This window comes from Massilia sp. Root418, from assembly GCF_001425265.1.
In the GTDB taxonomy this organism is placed as follows: domain Bacteria; phylum Pseudomonadota; class Gammaproteobacteria; order Burkholderiales; family Burkholderiaceae_D; genus Rugamonas.
Window position 1 is genome coordinate 1,155,811 of record NZ_LMEC01000020.1, and the last position, 14,023, is coordinate 1,169,833.

Genomic DNA, 14,023 nt, shown 5'->3' on the forward strand with positions numbered 1-14,023 from the left:
CGGCCTATTTGCCGGCCGACAGCATGCGTTCGACGTAGCGGGCGATCAGGTCAATCTCCAGATTGACCTTGCCGCCCACGGTCAGGTGCTTGAGCGTAGTGACCGAAATGGTGTGCGGGATCAGGTTGATGGAGAACTGGCACACCAGCGCGTCACCGCTGCCGATATCGTTTACGCGGTTCACCGTCAGCGACACGCCATTCACCACCACCGAGCCCTTGAAGGCCAGGAACTTGGCCAGGTCGCGCGGCGCTTCGATCACCAGTTCCCACGATTCGCCCACCGGCTCGAACTTGCGCACCACGCCCAGGCCGTCCACGTGGCCGGAAACCAGGTGGCCGCCGAGACGCTCGGACAAGGTCAGCGCCTTTTCCAGGTTCACTTCCGAGGTGCCGTCCAGGCCCACGGTGCAATTGAGGCTCTCGCGCGAGACGTCCACCTTGAAGGTGGTGGCGGTCTTTTCGATGACCGTCATGCAGGCGCCGTTCAGGGCGATGGAGTCGCCCAGGGCGACGTCGGCCAGCGGCAGGCCGCCGGCATCGATTTCCAGCCGCACGCCCGCGTCATGGCCGCCTTCCAGCGGCTGGACCGAGGTGATTTTGCCGACAGCGGCAACAATTCCAGTAAACATGGTGCTATCTCATTGTGAAGTGAATCTGGCAAGGATACGCAAATCTGCGCCGATCTGCTGAACCTCGTGGAATTTCAGGCTCTTGCGCCCGCTCAGTTCCGTCAGCGCGGGCAAGGCGAACATGCCCTGGGCGTCGCCCAGCAGCATGGGCGCCAGGTAGACCAGCAGCTCGTCCACGCAGCCTTCGCGTATCAGCGAGCCATTCAGCTTGCCGCCGGCTTCCACGTGCAGCTCGTTGATCTGGCGGCGGCCCAGTTCGCGCATCAGCTCCGGCAGATCCACCTTGCCGTGCGGGTTGGGCAGCGTGATGATCTCGGCGCCCGCTGCGCGCAGCGCGGCTTCCTTTTCGGGGTGGCTGACGGCGGCCACCACCCAGGTGCCGCCGCCCTCCAGCACGCGCGCGGACGGGCTGATCTCCAGGCGGCTGTCCACCACGATGCGGCGCGGCTGGCGCGGGGTGTCCACCGCGCGCACGTTGAGCTGCGGGTCGTCCGCCACGACGGTGCCGATGCCGGTGAGGATGGCGCAGGCCCGAGCGCGCCAGGCGTGGCCGTCCGCGCGCGCCTCGGGACCGGTGATCCACTGGCTTTGGCCATTGTGCAGCGCCGTCATGCCATCCAGGCTGGCGGCTGTCTTCATGCGCACCCACGGCAGGCCGCGCGTCATGCGGGAGAAGAAGCCGATGTTGAGCTCATGGGCCTCGTGCGCCAGCAGGCCGCTGGCGACCTCGATGCCGGCCGCCGACAGCTTGGCCAGCCCCTGGCCTGCCACCAGCGGATTCGGGTCTTCCATCGCCGCCACCACGCGGCCCAGGCCCGCGCGCACCAGCGCGTCCGAGCACGGCGGCGTGCGGCCATGGTGGTTGCACGGCTCCAGCGTCACGTAGGCGGTGGCGCCGCGCACGTCGTGGCCGCGCGCCTGGGCGTCCTTCAGTGCCTGGATTTCGGCGTGGTCCTGCCCGGCCGGCTGGGTGACGCCGGCGCCGATGACACGGCCGCCGCGCACGATGACGCAGCCGATACGGGGATTGGGGGAGGTGGTGTACAGCCCCTTGGCGGCCCATTCCAGGGCCAGCTTCATGCCTTCGGTGTCGTTGTTGATGTCCACTGGTCCGCTTGCTTAGTCTGCGCTGGTGCAGGTATCGGGCTGCGCGACGGGATCGCACACCCTTACCCGGCCCAGCATGTTGATCTTGATGAGGCGTTGATGCGCGCCGGCTTCCAGCGTCAGCGTGCCCCAGCGCGCCGCCTGGCTGTTGCCTGCCTGGCAGCTGCGCCCCCCAGCATTATATGCAACATACTGGCTGCCTGCGCCGGATGTGAAGCGGGAGCCCAGGCGCAGGCCTGGCGCCAGCGCTTGCTGGACGGCGAGGCGTTCCTCGCCGGGGTCGGGGCGGCGGTTGGCGTTGCGGTCGGCGAAAATGGTCCAGCCCTGCTCCCAGGCGGTGCCTGCAGGGTCCGCGGGCGCCATCAACACCACGCCGCCGCGCGCAATGGCCAGGGAGCGGGTCAGGTCGATGGCGCCAAGCAGGTCGTTCAGGGCGGCGCGCAGGTGCTGCTTTTGCAGCGTGGATTGCAGGCTGGGGACGGCGGCGCCGGCCAGGATGGCGGCCACCGCCAGCACCGCCAGCAGTTCGATCAGCGTGTGCGCGGACGCAGCGCTGCGGTTCAGTGCCAGCAGCGCGCGCCCCGCCCTGTGGCCAGGCGCAGCCCGGTGCTGGTGAGTATCAGTCTTCCGCATTCGTCATCCTCGTAGTGGCGGTCCACCCGCGCGGTGCCGGGCGTGGCGATCAATTGCACGCAGCTCTCGATGCTCTCGCCGTCGCAGGCTTGCGCCTCGATCTCGTAGGCGCTGCGGGCAGCACTGGCGCCGGACCACCATTTGAACCGGCGCTCGGCCTCGCCGGCCGAGGCGGACGAGAACGCGATATAGCGGTTGTTGGCGCTGAAGTAGCGTTCCTGCTGCTGCATCAACAGCTGCAACGCCGCCTGCCCTTCCACCCGTTTGCTGCGGATGACGAACTGGCTGTACGAGGGATAGGATAGCGCGGCCAGCACCATGGCGATCACCAGCACGATGAGCACTTCCAGCATGGTCCAGCCGTGGCTGTGGCGTAGCGTCATCGCTGCGCCTCCCGCGGTGTCTCCCTCTGGCCCGGCGGCGCCGCGCGGGCGCGCGCGGCCTGGTGCAGCTCGCGCCAGTTCGCCACTTCGCGCCAGCCGGCACGGCCGGCGGCGACGACAGCGCGCGTGCGCGCCGAAGGCAGCGCCCCGGGAATCCGCGCGCCCACATTGACTGCCGCGATGCGTTTGCTGACGGCAGTCCTGCCGCCTGCCTGGCCCCCGGCCGGCGCCGCGCCGGACACCACGGTTGCGGGGGCGCCCGGGATATGGTCGGCGACAAGCTCGCCGGTCGACTCGCCGGACAGGGGCAGGCCTTCGCTTCCCGGCGCCAGACCCGTGAGCGCGTCCATCGCGTAGCTGCGGCTGGCAACCGGCGCGCAATAGCTGGCGCCGGTAAGCACTGTATTGAAGAACACCTGCCCCTGCGTCAGCGCAGCGCCGCTGATGCTGCGCTCCCCGCTGGCCGTGCCCGCAAAATCAACGTACCAGCCCTGCTTGCCGCCGCTGCCGTAACTGAACGTGCGTCCGCGCAGTTCGAGCAAGGGCGCGCCTGGCAGGCCCTCCAGCGAGCGTTCGGCCAGCTCGCTCCTGCCGCCCGCGCCGCCGGTGCCGGAGCCAGGGTTGCCGTCCAGCACCGCGTAGAACGATTGCTGGGCGTAGCGGGCAGGATCGCGGTCGCCGGCGCCAAAAAGCTGGCCGGTGCCGAACAAAATGAGATAGCCCCCATCCGGCGCAATGACGGCACGCGGCTGGCCTGTGATCGCCTGGCGCACGCCTTGCGCGTCGCGCGCCACGAACACCGGCCCCTCGGCCGCGCCGCGCCACGGCGCGCCGCCGCTGAAATCGAACCGCCACAGCTTGCCCTGCAAATCGCCGGCGTAAGCGAAGCGCAGCGCGCCGCTGCCGTCCACCACCAGAGCCGGTGCGCTCAGCGCGTTCACCCGCCCCGGCTCGCCGGCCGGCACAGGGAGGCGGTAGTAGTTGCGGTTCAGGCGCCACGGTTCGCCGGCCGGCTTGTCGAGCGCCAGCAGGAACAACGCACTTGTGTTGGCCGCGTCTGCATTGCCGTCGGGAGCGTGGTTGTTCAAGCCGCCGGACATCAGGGCGAAATGGCGGTAGTCCTCCGCCCCGGGGCGCAAGCGCAACCGGGCGATCTGCGGCGCTGACACGACATTGCCTATCGCGTCGTCGTCCCGGTCCGTGAATTCCCACAGTGCGCCGCCGCCCAGCGGAAAAGTCTCTGGGCTGGTCACGTCCAGCGCGAACACGCCTTGCGCGCCCGCTCCCATGGCCGACACCAGCACGGTTTTCCAGGTGCCCGCCAGCAGGGCGTCCGCGACGGCGGCGGGACCATCGACATAGGCACGGTGCACATAGGCGCGGTCCGGCAGGCGGTTCAGCATAGGGAACAGCGCTTCCGGCACATAGGCGAAGATTTCAGCCCCGCTGGCCGCATCGAAGGCGTGCAGCATGCCGTCGTTGGCGCCGAGGTAGACGACCGGCCGGCGCGACTGGTTGCTGTCGTAGTAAGCCCGGTAACTGTCGCTGCCTGCGCCGCCGTTGCCGGCAGCGCCACCGGCGGGCGGCGCGCCGGCGTATACCGGAACGCTGTTCACGGCGTCCCCGAGTATGCTGGCGCGGCGGCGGAACTGGCGCTCTTCCTGGCCGCGGTCGCCACGCAGCCAGGCCAGGCGCTGTTCGCCTTTGCCGTCGGACACGGGCCGCGCCGGCGGCGGCGGCCGGTTCAGTGCGGCACGCTGCGCAGCCCCGAGTGCGTCCCATGCCAGAGGGACAGTCACGCGGACGCCCAACTCCAGCCGGGACGTATAGATGCGGCGCAATGCGGCGGCGTCCGGCAAGGCATCCAGCAAAGCGGCGGCATCCCACTGCGGCGCCGAAATCTGCGGCGTGCCTGACGCGTCCAGGCTGAGTGCCGAGCGGGTGAAGCTGCCACTCCAGCTGGCAGGCCGCGCGCCGGCCTGGAACACCGCCCGGCCCGACGGCGTGGAGACCACAGCCGCTGCGGCCCGCAGCGCGTCCGGGTACGGCATACATGCGGCACCTAGCGGCTCGGTTGCCAGCTCCACAAGCGGCGGCGCAGCAGCGGCTCCCGGGGACATCACGCCGGCCGCCAGCGACGTTGCCAACGCCGTTGCAAAGGGCATCGGCAAGGACGTGGCCAGGGACATCGCCCACGCCGCCCAGTGCCGGCCGCACAGGCCAGCTGCGCATGCCGGCGTCATGGCGTGCCTCCCGCGTCGGCCTGGCGGAAACTCGCTTGCAAGACGACTTCCGTGGACTCCCTTGCCCCAAAGCCGATAGCGGTCACGCGGTAAAGGTAGTGCGCGCCGCCGGCGTCCTCGCCGGGCGGATGGTAAGGCATGCGTTCAATGATGTAGCGCGGGCGCCGGAACGGCAGGAAGCCCTGCCCGGTTTCCATCGCAGCGCCTGTAAACCGCCCGAACGGCACCGAGCGCGACGCCGCGCCATCGTCCCCGATGTCCACCGTTTCCCATGCGGCCGCATCGCCGCCGGCGTGCGCGCACAGACCGAGCGCGGGATTGTCAGCACCCACGCCGCAGCCCGGCAGAAAGCCCAGGCCGTTGCCAGCAGCCAGCAGCGCGGCGCGGGCCGGCGCGCTGGCGGCGCTGCCGTTGATTTCCTTCTCGGCGTCGGCCAGCGCGTCTTCCGCAGCCTGCATGGCCACGTAACGGTCCCGCTCCGCGCGCGCGGCCTTCTCCCCCAGCATGGCCATGCGGGCTGCGGACGCGCCAAGCAGCAGCACGGCAATCAGCATCAGCAGCGTCACCAGCAAGGCAATGCCCTGCTCGGAAGGCAGGCCGCCGCCGCTCATGTGCCGAAGGATAGCCATCACGGCGCTCCCGCATTGCGCAGCGCGATGGATGTTTCGAACACCCGCCGCACCCGCTGCCGCTGGCCTTCCGGCAGCACGCTTTCCTGGAAGCGCACGCCAGGGTCCGCCTCCGCCGCGCTGTCGGCATAGGCGCCGCCCAGCAGATCATATTGCGCCGGCAACTCGCCGGGACGCGAGTACGGCTCGCCATGGAGCAGCAGCCCCACCTTGATCCCCGCGACACGCTTCCACCATGTCTTGCGGTTCAAGTCCTGCGCCCTGGCTGCGGGAGTGGCGCCCTCCAGCAAGATGTCCGCATCCAGGGCGCGCATGGCGCTGGCGTTCAGGTAGCGGTTGGGAATCCCGTCTGGCGGCGAGTCCGTATCCAGCCCGTAGAGAACCTGGAAAGAATCCACGCCGCGCACGATGGCGTCGGCGCCCCAGCCGTTGGCGCTCTTGTATTTGCAGCGCAGCTCCGCCACGCCGTCGCCGCCCACCGCCACGTAGAAAATGCTCCAGCCGCGCTGCGCTTCGGAGCCTGCGGCAGCGATCCCGAAGCCGGCGCAGTTCAGCACCGAGCCGTCGGCGTCCGGGCTACCGGAACCAGTAAAGCGCAGCGCCAGCACGTCGCTGCCGTTGACCGCATGGCCGAGCGGATCGTCGATGCCGTTGGCCGTGCGGGTAATGGTAGCCGCATCGAGTCCGCTGACGCTGGCAGGCGTTTCCGGCAGCGTGGCGGGCGGCACGCCGGCGGCGTCCCAGTTTACGAACGCGGCCTGGCGCACGGACTGACCGATGATCGCCAGCGCATAGCGTCCGCTATCGTTCAGGCGGGCGCTTTCGGTATGGTGGACGAAATTGGCGCTGGCATTGACCACCAGGGCGCTGGCCGCAAGGGTAACCAGCATGCCGACCGCCAGCGCCACGAACATTTCCGCCAGGCCGAGCCCCGACATGCGACGCCGTCCGCCCCTCCGGGCACCCACCGCGCGCATGGCGCCGTTCATGGCAGTACCCCGGCCATCGCCAGGGCCACGCCGGGCGCGTAGCCGCCTTCGGCGTCCGTGGCAACCGTACCGTCGGGATTTTTGCCGCGCCAGCCTATCTTGATGACCACCGGCGCGCCCGCCCCGCCCGCGCAGGACCAGCGCAATTGACCGGTAGCCCACATGCCGGCGTCGCGGCAGATGCGTACCCGCCCGGCGGGCAGCTGCGTGGCCACTTGCCGCTTCAGGTCGTAGATGTCGGCGTCGGCCAGGGCTGCGCTGTCACAGGCAGCGGCCCAGCACTGGCGCGCAGGCGCCGCAGGCGAGGGCTCGGCGTGTGCGTCATAGTCGAGTGACAGGTAGGCTGCGCCGATCTGGCCCGGATTGGCGCGCATCCGGTCTGCCATGGCGGTCGCCATCTGCGCCGCGTTGCTCATCAGTTGCGATTCATGGCGCACGCGCATGGCCACCAGCTGCATCGCGCCGGCGCCCAGCACGCCAATGGCCAGCACCACCACCGCCACCAGCACTTCAATCAGCGCGAAGCCGCGCGCCCGCCGTTGGAACGCCATTCGCCACCTCCGCACAAGCTCACTGAGGGACAACCTGTATGCAAGTTAGCAGCGTATGCGGCCATGGGTTTGACGTACATCAAAGCCGAGTCAACTCAGCCATAAATTGCCGCCCTCTCTTGCCAGACGTCATTGCGAAGAAGAATGAACTGTGAACAGGAAAGGTGCTGATACCTTGCGCCAGATCGACATGGCAGCGGCGCGCCGTGCCTAGACTAGCGTCATGACAGCTGACTTTCCGCCATCGAATGAGCACTACGACGCGCCCTGGAAGGCTGCAATAGCCCTGTATTTTAGGGATTTCATGGCGTTCTATTTCCCCGACGTCCACTACGCCATCGATTGGAACCACGCGCCGGACTTCCTCGATAAGGAATTGCAGCAGCTGGCGCAGGACGGCGCGCTCGGCACGCGGCTGGCGGATCAGCTGGTTAGAGTGCACACGCTGGAGGGCGCCGAACAGTGGGTGCTGGTGCACATTGAAATGCAGGCTTGGCAAGATCCGCATCTGCCCGAGCGGATCTTCACCTATCACTATCGCATCTATGAGCTCCACCGGCGTCCCGTCGCCAGCCTGGTGGTGCTGGCCGATGACAGCCGCCACTGGCGCCCCGCGTGCTTTGGCTATAGCATATTCGGCTGCGAGCTGACGCTGCAGTTCAGAACGTCCAAGCTCCTGGACCACGCGGAGCGGATTGGCGCCTTGCTTGAAGACGAGAACCCGTTCGCGCTATTCACCGCGGCTCACTTGCTAACCCAACGCACCCATCTGCTCCCCAAACGCCGCCTGGCTGCCAAGCGCAAGCTGGCACGATTGCTCTTCGCGCGTGACTGGGAACGTCAACGTATCGTAAACTTATTTCATGTCATAGACTGGATCATGCGCCTGCCGGAGGAACTGGAAGACCGGCTGTGGCAGGACATCATTGAACATCAGGGGAGGCCAACCATGGAAAACTACATTCCGCGCGGCGCCAGGATCGAAATGCGGCGCGAGTTGGCCGAAGCGAAAGAGAAGGCAATGCGGGACGGCTGGCAAGCGGGGCTGCAGGAGGGCCGGCAAAAAGGCTGGCAGGAAGGCCGGCAAAAAGGCTGGCAGGAAGGCCGACAGGAAGGCCGGCAGGAAGGCCGGCAGGAAGGCCGGGAGGAAGGAATCCAGCAAGGCATGCAGGATGGCGTGCAGCACGGCCAGGCCATGCTGCTCACGCTGCAGCTGACTCGACGATTCGGCACCCTGCCAGACGACGTCGCTGCCTGCATCGCTGCGGCGAGCCCGGACCAATTGCAGCGCTGGGCCACGGCCGTGATAGATGCCCGCAGTCTGGACGAGATCTTCCGCCGCCACTGAGCCGCCACCGCTCGGGCATCAAGCCTTCGGCGCCTGCCCCACCTCTTCGATCGCGTCCTGGAACTCGGCCAGATCCTCGAAATTTTTGTAGACAGAGGCAAAGCGGATATAGGCGACCTTGTCCAGGCGCTTCAACTCCTGCATCACCAGTTCGCCGATGTAATGCGAATCGACCTCGCGCTTGCCGCTGGTGAGCAGTTTCTCCTCAATCGCCTGCACCGCCAGATCCACCGAGGCTGCTGCGACGGGGCGCTTGCGCAAGGCCAGCGTCAGCGAGCCGCGCAACTTGGCTGCGGCGTATTCCGTGCGGCTACCGTTCTTTTTGACCACGAAGGGCATGACAAGTTCGATCCGCTCGTAGGTCGTAAAGCGCTTGTCGCACTTGCCGCAGCGGCGGCGGCGGCGGATTGCGTCCCCCTCCTCCGACACGCGGGTGTCGAGGACGTGGATTTCTTCATGCTGACAGAACGGACATTTCATCTGGCGCTGCGCTTTCGAATGTTAAAAGAGCGCCGGACCAACACGGTCACGGCGCCCCTGATGTTACCAAGACAAGTATTAAGCGTAAACCTTACGCGTAAACCGGATGCGCGTCAGCCAGCACCTTTACCGCCGCTTTCACGCGCTCGATGGTGGCTTCGTCGTGCGGATTGTCCAGCACGTCGGCGATCAGGTTGCCCACCTGTTCCGCCTCGGCTTCCTTGAAACCGCGGGTGGTCATGGCTGGCGAGCCCAGGCGGATGCCCGAGGTCACGAACGGCTTTTGCGGGTCGTTCGGGATGCCGTTCTTGTTGCAGGTGATGTGTGCCTGGCCCAGGATGGCTTCGGCTTCCTTGCCGGTCAGGTTCTTGGCGCGCAGGTCCACCAGGAACACGTGCGACTCGGTGCCGCCCGACACGATGCGCAGGCCGCGCTTGATCAGCGTCTTGGCCAACACGTCGGCGTTCTTCACCACTTGCTGCTGGTATTCCTTGAACGCCGGCTGCAGCGCTTCCTGGAAGGCCACGGCCTTGCCGGCGATGACGTGCATCAGCGGGCCGCCCTGGATGCCTGGGAAGATGGCCGAGTTGATGATCTTCTCGTGCTCCGCCTTCATCAGGATGATGCCGCCGCGCGGGCCGCGCAGCGATTTGTGCGTGGTCGAGGTGACGAAGTCGGCGTGCGGCACAGGGTTGGGGTACAGGCCCGCGGCGATCAGGCCGGCGTAGTGGGCCATGTCCACCATGAAGTAGGCGCCCACGGCCTTGGCCACGGCGGCGAAACGCTCGAAATCGATCTTCTTGGAGAAGGCCGACGCGCCAGCGATGATCAGCTTCGGCTTGTGTTCCTTGGCCAGCGCTTCCATCGCGTCGTAGTCGATATCCTCTTCGGCGGTCAGGCCATAGGACACCACGTTGAACCATTTGCCCGACATGTTCAGCGCCATGCCGTGGGTCAGGTGGCCGCCTTCGGCCAGCGACATGCCCATGATGGTGTCGCCCGGCTTCAGCACGGCGAAGAACACGCCCTGGTTGGCTTGCGAGCCCGAGTTCGGCTGCACGTTGGCCGCTTCCGCGCCGAACAGTTTTTTCACACGGTCGATGGCCAGCTGCTCCACCACGTCCACGTATTCGCAGCCGCCGTAATAGCGCTTGCCTGGATAGCCTTCGGCGTACTTGTTGGTCAGCTGGGAGCCCTGGGCTTCCATCACGGCTGGCGAGGTGTAGTTCTCCGACGCGATCAGCTCGATATGGTCGTGCTGGCGGGTGTTTTCCTTGCCGATCGCGGCGAACAGTTCAGGATCGATGGAAGACAGGGTGTGATCTTTTGCAAACATGAAAAAACTCCAAGTGAGAGAGTAAATCTGGCAGGTGGATCGAATGAGGAACGCCAATAAGCGAGGAGCAGCCTCTTCGTGCTTTCCATCGGTGGCTGCCCAGGCGAACGGCTATTGATTTGAAATCTCACGTTCCCCGGTGGATGCCCACCTTTCGCCGATAGGCCGCGCTATGCGCCGACCCGGCTTTTCGCCAGTCACGTGAGACGTAATGGAAGCCAGATTGTACTATCAAGTTAAGCAATTACGCTACACTTGCCCTAATTTCCACAATGCCATCTTGCAAGGAACCAATATGATCGTCTTCATCACCGGCGCCAGCGCCGGCTTCGGCGCCGCCATGGCCCGCGTGTTCACCGCCCATGGCCACAAAGCCGTCATCGCCGCGCGCCGCACCGAGCGCCTGCAGGCCCTGGCCGCCGAGCTGGGCGACAAGGTCCTGCCGCTGGAACTGGACGTGACCGACAAGGCCGCCATCCGCGCCGCACTGGACAGCCTGCCCCCGGAGTGGCGCAACATCGACGTGCTGGTCAACAATGCCGGCCTGGCACTGGGCGTCAAGCCGGCCCACGAAGCCTCGCTGGACGACTGGGACACCATGATCGACACCAACTGCAAAGGCCTGGTGACCATGACCCACGCCATCCTACCCGCCATGGTGGCGCGCGGCAGCGGCACCATCATCAACATCGGCTCCACCGCCGGCGCCTACCCTTACCCGGGCGGCAATGTGTATGGCGCCACCAAGGCCTTCGTGGAACAGTTCACGCTCAACCTGCGCGCCGACCTGGTGGGCACCGGTGTGCGCGCCACCAACCTGGCGCCCGGCCTGTGCGGCGGCACCGAATTCTCCAACGTGCGCCTGAAGGGCGACGACGCGGCCGCCGCCAAGGTCTACGAAGGCACGGTGCCGCTCTCGCCGCAGGACATCGCCAATACCGCCTACTGGATCGCCACCCTGCCGCCGCACATGAACGTGAATCAGATCGAACTGATGCCGACTTGTCAGGGTTTCTCCCCTTTCACCATCAAACGGAGCTAAAATTAGCGTTTTCGCCGGAAAAAACGTAAGCGAGTGTTACAAGAGGGCCAAACTCGCTTGTGAAATCGCGTAGAATGTTGCCCAATCTCATTAGTAGTCAGAACAACATGCCTTCAGCCTTTACCTGGAATGTCCGTGTCTATTACGAAGACACCGATGCCGGTGGTATTGTCTATTACGCAAATTATCTCAAATTCTTCGAACGCGCGCGGACCGAATGGCTGCGCGCCATCGGCGTTGACCAGCACGCCCTGCTGCAAGAGCACGACGCCATGTTTGTCGTGAAGAACGTCGCCGCCGAGTATCATGCGCCAGCCAAACTGGACGATGTACTAAAATTAACCTTAAGTATCGAAAAACTGGGCCGCGCCTCCCTGCAGTTCGTGCAGCAGGCCTGGAACGGCGATCAACTGCTCAACACGGCGCGCGTAAAAGTTGGTTGCGTCGATTCCGCGCTGCGTCCGCGCGCGGTTCCCGATGTGGTAGCGGCACGCATGCGCGGCGCCGAGTCATCCCCAAACTCAGACTGAAACAATGAACGTCACCCAAGACCTCTCCTTCATCGCCCTCATCTCCAACGCGCACCTGATCGTTCAGCTGATCATGGCGCTGCTGCTCGGTATCTCGCTCACCAGCTGGACTTATATTTTCCGCAAGATGTTTGCCGTGCGCGCCGCGCGCCGCCAGACCATCGACTTTGAAAAAACCTTCTGGGCCGGCGGCAACCTGCACGCCCTGCACCAAAGCGCGGGCAGCAACCGCGAACAAAGCGGCGCGCTGGCGCGCATCTTCGAAGCGGGCATGGGCGAATTCATCAAGGGCAAGGCCGCGCACGCCGGCAGCCGCGAAATGGACCCCGGCGCCATCCTGGACGGCGCCCGCCGCGCCATGCGCGCCGCCTTCCAGCGCGAAATGGACGCGCTCGAATCGCACCTGGCCTTCCTGGCCTCGGTCGGTTCGGTCTCGCCCTACATCGGCCTGCTCGGCACCGTGTGGGGCATCATGAACGCCTTCCGCGGCTTGGCCAACGTGCAGCAAGCCACGCTGGCCGCCGTGGCGCCCGGCATTGCCGAAGCGCTGATCGCCACCGCCATCGGCCTGTTCGCAGCGATCCCGGCCGTGGTCGCCTACAACCGCTTCTCGCACGATATCGACCGCCTGGCTATCCGTTTCGAGAGCTTTGTGGAAGAATTCTCCAACATCCTGCAGCGCCAGTCGCGCTAAACGGGGAGAACAACCATGGCATCTTCCTTCTCCAGCGGCATGCGCGGCAGCCGAGGCGGCCGCAAGCTGAAGTCCGAGATCAACGTCGTGCCTTACATCGACGTGATGCTGGTGCTGCTCATTATTTTCATGGTGATGCCGTCGGCCAACAACCCGTCGCAGGTGGACCTGCCGCAAGCCGAGCGCTCCACCCGCCCGCCGGACGACTACATCCAGATCATCATCAAGCCGAACGGCGCGCTGTCGATCGGCGTGCAGGGCAAGAACGCGGATGCCCCGGAGACCGAGCCCAACCGCGACGCGCTGGTGCGCAAGCTGCGCAAGCTGCATGAGGCGCACCCCACGTACCCGGTGATGATTGCCGGCGACAAGGAAAGCAAGTACGACGACGTGATCCAGCTGATCTCCGAATCGAAGAAAATGGGTATCAGCCGGGTTGGCCTGGCCACGAAGTAACAGCATGACGATGAAACCCGCAACCGCAGGCGGCCCGTACCGGGTGCCGAAACGCGACGACCGCTGGAGCTCGATCGGCCTGGCAGCAGCCATGCACGCGGGCCTGCTGTTCTTCCTGTGGGTGGGCGTGGCATGGCAGAACAACGAGCCGGTGGCGGTGGAAGCGGAAGTGTGGGACTTGACCACCCAGACCGCCGCCCCGCCCGCGCCGACGCCGCCGGAGGTGAAGCCGGAACCCAAGCCGGAACCCAAGCCGGAGCCTGAGCCGGAACCCAAGCCGGCGCCGCCGCCGAAAGCGGTGACGCCGCCGCCGGTGGAAGCGCCGCCGCCGGCCATCGATCCGGACATTGCGCTGCAAAAGCGCAAGGCCAAGGAAAAGGCCGAGAAGGAACGCATCGAAGAAGAGAAGGCGAAAAAAGTCCTTGAGCAGAAAAAGCTCGAAGACCAGAGGAAGCTCGACGAGAAGAAAAAACTTGAAGAGAAGAAGCTCGAAGAAAAGAAAGAGGCTGAAGAAAAAGCCAAGGAAGACAAGGCCAAGGAAGAGAAAAAGGCCGCGGAAAAAGCGGCCAAGGCCAAAGCGGAAGCAGAACAGAAGAAGGCGGATCAGCGGCGCGCGGCCGATTTGGCGCGCATCATGGGCACAGCTGGCGCAGGCACCACCGGCACGGCCGCGAAAGCGACCGCGCCGCGCCTCGACAGCGGCTACGTGGCCGCCATTACCGCCAAGATCAAGAGCAACATCGCGTATGGCGGCGGCGACGCCGCCGGCAATCCGCGCGCCGAGTTCAAGATCGAGCAACTGCCAACTGGGGAAATTATTTCGGTCCGGAAGATCAAGAGTAGCGGTATTCCCGCCTACGACATGGCGGTCGAAGCAGCCATCGCCAAGTCGTCGCCTTTGCCGAAGAAGAAGGACGGCTCGGTGGAACGCGAGATTACCGCAGGATTCAACATGAAAGATTTGCCTTGAG

General features: G+C 65.8%; 16 protein-coding genes and 1 riboswitch. Of the genes, 6 read left to right on the forward strand and 10 right to left on the reverse strand.

Annotation, left to right across the window (positions count from 1 at the left end; translation table 11 throughout):
* Positions 1 to 4 precede the first annotated feature (4 nt).
* From ASC94_RS17460 to pilV, 8 genes are all read right to left on the reverse strand, one after another.
* Positions 5 to 631: a riboflavin synthase gene (locus ASC94_RS17460; RefSeq protein ID WP_056397429.1), complete on the reverse strand. Its 627-nt coding sequence runs from the start codon at positions 629 to 631 to the stop codon at positions 5 to 7.
* A gap of 9 nt (positions 632 to 640) precedes the next feature.
* Complete coding sequence (gene ribD / locus ASC94_RS17465; RefSeq protein ID WP_056397432.1) at positions 641 to 1,738, reverse strand: bifunctional diaminohydroxyphosphoribosylaminopyrimidine deaminase/5-amino-6-(5-phosphoribosylamino)uracil reductase RibD; 1,098 nt, start codon at positions 1,736 to 1,738, stop codon at positions 641 to 643.
* A gap of 12 nt (positions 1,739 to 1,750) precedes the next feature.
* Complete coding sequence (locus tag ASC94_RS17470; RefSeq protein WP_082616606.1) at positions 1,751 to 2,371, reverse strand: GspH/FimT family pseudopilin; 621 nt, start codon at positions 2,369 to 2,371, stop codon at positions 1,751 to 1,753.
* Positions 2,299 to 2,754: a type IV pilin protein gene (locus tag ASC94_RS17475; RefSeq protein WP_056397435.1), complete on the reverse strand. Its 456-nt coding sequence runs from the start codon at positions 2,752 to 2,754 to the stop codon at positions 2,299 to 2,301. The genes ASC94_RS17470 and ASC94_RS17475 overlap by 73 nt, the downstream gene beginning before the upstream one ends.
* Positions 2,751 to 4,805 (reverse strand): pilus assembly protein, encoded by a 2,055-nt coding sequence (locus ASC94_RS17480; RefSeq protein ID WP_056397438.1) that lies wholly within the window; start codon positions 4,803 to 4,805, stop codon positions 2,751 to 2,753. The genes ASC94_RS17475 and ASC94_RS17480 overlap by 4 nt, the downstream gene beginning before the upstream one ends.
* Before the next feature lie 188 nt (positions 4,806 to 4,993).
* The gene (locus tag ASC94_RS17485) at positions 4,994 to 5,626 is read right to left on the reverse strand and encodes a pilus assembly protein (RefSeq protein ID WP_229417307.1); all 633 of its coding nucleotides are present in this window, start codon (positions 5,624 to 5,626) and stop codon (positions 4,994 to 4,996) included.
* Positions 5,626 to 6,564: a PilW family protein gene (locus ASC94_RS17490; protein ID WP_056397445.1), complete on the reverse strand. Its 939-nt coding sequence runs from the start codon at positions 6,562 to 6,564 to the stop codon at positions 5,626 to 5,628. The genes ASC94_RS17485 and ASC94_RS17490 overlap by 1 nt, the downstream gene beginning before the upstream one ends.
* A gap of 47 nt (positions 6,565 to 6,611) precedes the next feature.
* On the reverse strand, positions 6,612 to 7,166 hold the full coding sequence (pilV, locus tag ASC94_RS17495) for a type IV pilus modification protein PilV (protein WP_056397448.1): 555 nt from the start codon (positions 7,164 to 7,166) through the stop codon (positions 6,612 to 6,614).
* 223 nt (positions 7,167 to 7,389) lie between these two features.
* Between pilV and ASC94_RS34050 the strand changes: the two genes are divergently transcribed.
* On the forward strand, positions 7,390 to 8,514 hold the full coding sequence (locus ASC94_RS34050) for a DUF4351 domain-containing protein (protein WP_267875110.1): 1,125 nt from the start codon (positions 7,390 to 7,392) through the stop codon (positions 8,512 to 8,514).
* Between the two features lie 18 nt (positions 8,515 to 8,532).
* Here ASC94_RS34050 and nrdR read toward each other — a convergent pair whose 3' ends face one another.
* Positions 8,533 to 8,994 carry a transcriptional regulator NrdR gene (gene nrdR, locus ASC94_RS17505; RefSeq protein WP_056397451.1) on the reverse strand — a complete coding sequence of 154 codons (462 nt, stop codon included), beginning with the start codon at positions 8,992 to 8,994 and terminating at the stop codon, positions 8,533 to 8,535.
* Between the two features lie 91 nt (positions 8,995 to 9,085).
* Positions 9,086 to 10,330 (reverse strand): serine hydroxymethyltransferase, encoded by a 1,245-nt coding sequence (glyA, locus tag ASC94_RS17510; RefSeq protein WP_056397454.1) that lies wholly within the window; start codon positions 10,328 to 10,330, stop codon positions 9,086 to 9,088.
* Between the two features lie 90 nt (positions 10,331 to 10,420).
* A riboswitch (ZMP/ZTP riboswitch) is annotated at positions 10,421 to 10,541 on the reverse strand.
* Between the two features lie 84 nt (positions 10,542 to 10,625).
* On the opposite strand from glyA, the gene ASC94_RS17515 reads away from it, so the two are divergent.
* The 5 genes from ASC94_RS17515 (at position 10,626) to tolA (ending at position 14,022) form a co-directional block, all read left to right on the forward strand.
* A complete protein-coding gene (locus ASC94_RS17515; RefSeq protein ID WP_056397456.1) occupies positions 10,626 to 11,372 on the forward strand; it encodes an SDR family oxidoreductase in 747 nt (248 codons plus the stop codon).
* A 74-nt stretch (positions 11,373 to 11,446) separates the two neighbouring features.
* Positions 11,447 to 11,902: a tol-pal system-associated acyl-CoA thioesterase gene (gene ybgC / locus ASC94_RS17520; protein WP_229417308.1), complete on the forward strand. Its 456-nt coding sequence runs from the start codon at positions 11,447 to 11,449 to the stop codon at positions 11,900 to 11,902.
* A gap of 4 nt (positions 11,903 to 11,906) precedes the next feature.
* Positions 11,907 to 12,596, forward strand: a complete 690-nt coding sequence (gene tolQ / locus ASC94_RS17525) for a protein TolQ (protein WP_056397462.1) — start codon at positions 11,907 to 11,909, stop codon at positions 12,594 to 12,596.
* A gap of 15 nt (positions 12,597 to 12,611) precedes the next feature.
* Positions 12,612 to 13,052 carry an ExbD/TolR family protein gene (locus ASC94_RS17530; RefSeq protein ID WP_056397465.1) on the forward strand — a complete coding sequence of 147 codons (441 nt, stop codon included), beginning with the start codon at positions 12,612 to 12,614 and terminating at the stop codon, positions 13,050 to 13,052.
* Between the two features lie 4 nt (positions 13,053 to 13,056).
* Positions 13,057 to 14,022, forward strand: a complete 966-nt coding sequence (tolA, locus tag ASC94_RS17535; RefSeq protein ID WP_307718841.1) for a cell envelope integrity protein TolA — start codon at positions 13,057 to 13,059, stop codon at positions 14,020 to 14,022.
* The last annotated feature ends 1 nt before the right edge of the window (position 14,023 follow it).

Coding starts and splice junctions, on each gene's coding strand:
- pilV (WP_056397448.1), bottom strand. CDS start 7,166: ATGGCGTTCCAACGGCGGGCGCGCGGCTTCGCGCTGATTGAAGTGCTG.
- ASC94_RS17530 (WP_056397465.1), top strand. CDS start 12,612: ATGGCATCTTCCTTCTCCAGCGGCATGCGCGGCAGCCGAGGCGGCCGC.
- ASC94_RS17490 (WP_056397445.1), bottom strand. CDS start 6,564: ATGTCGGGGCTCGGCCTGGCGGAAATGTTCGTGGCGCTGGCGGTCGGC.
- glyA (WP_056397454.1), bottom strand. CDS start 10,330: ATGTTTGCAAAAGATCACACCCTGTCTTCCATCGATCCTGAACTGTTC.
- ASC94_RS17470 (WP_082616606.1), bottom strand. CDS start 2,371: ATGCGGAAGACTGATACTCACCAGCACCGGGCTGCGCCTGGCCACAGG.
- tolQ (WP_056397462.1), top strand. CDS start 11,907: ATGAACGTCACCCAAGACCTCTCCTTCATCGCCCTCATCTCCAACGCG.
- nrdR (WP_056397451.1), bottom strand. CDS start 8,994: ATGAAATGTCCGTTCTGTCAGCATGAAGAAATCCACGTCCTCGACACC.
- ASC94_RS17485 (WP_229417307.1), bottom strand. CDS start 5,626: ATGGCTATCCTTCGGCACATGAGCGGCGGCGGCCTGCCTTCCGAGCAG.
- ASC94_RS17480 (WP_056397438.1), bottom strand. CDS start 4,805: ATGCCGTACCCGGACGCGCTGCGGGCCGCAGCGGCTGTGGTCTCCACG.
- ASC94_RS17475 (WP_056397435.1), bottom strand. CDS start 2,754: ATGACGCTACGCCACAGCCACGGCTGGACCATGCTGGAAGTGCTCATC.
- ASC94_RS17460 (WP_056397429.1), bottom strand. CDS start 631: ATGTTTACTGGAATTGTTGCCGCTGTCGGCAAAATCACCTCGGTCCAG.
- ASC94_RS34050 (WP_267875110.1), top strand. CDS start 7,390: ATGACAGCTGACTTTCCGCCATCGAATGAGCACTACGACGCGCCCTGG.
- ybgC (WP_229417308.1), top strand. CDS start 11,447: ATGTTGCCCAATCTCATTAGTAGTCAGAACAACATGCCTTCAGCCTTT.
- tolA (WP_307718841.1), top strand. CDS start 13,057: ATGACGATGAAACCCGCAACCGCAGGCGGCCCGTACCGGGTGCCGAAA.
- ASC94_RS17515 (WP_056397456.1), top strand. CDS start 10,626: ATGATCGTCTTCATCACCGGCGCCAGCGCCGGCTTCGGCGCCGCCATG.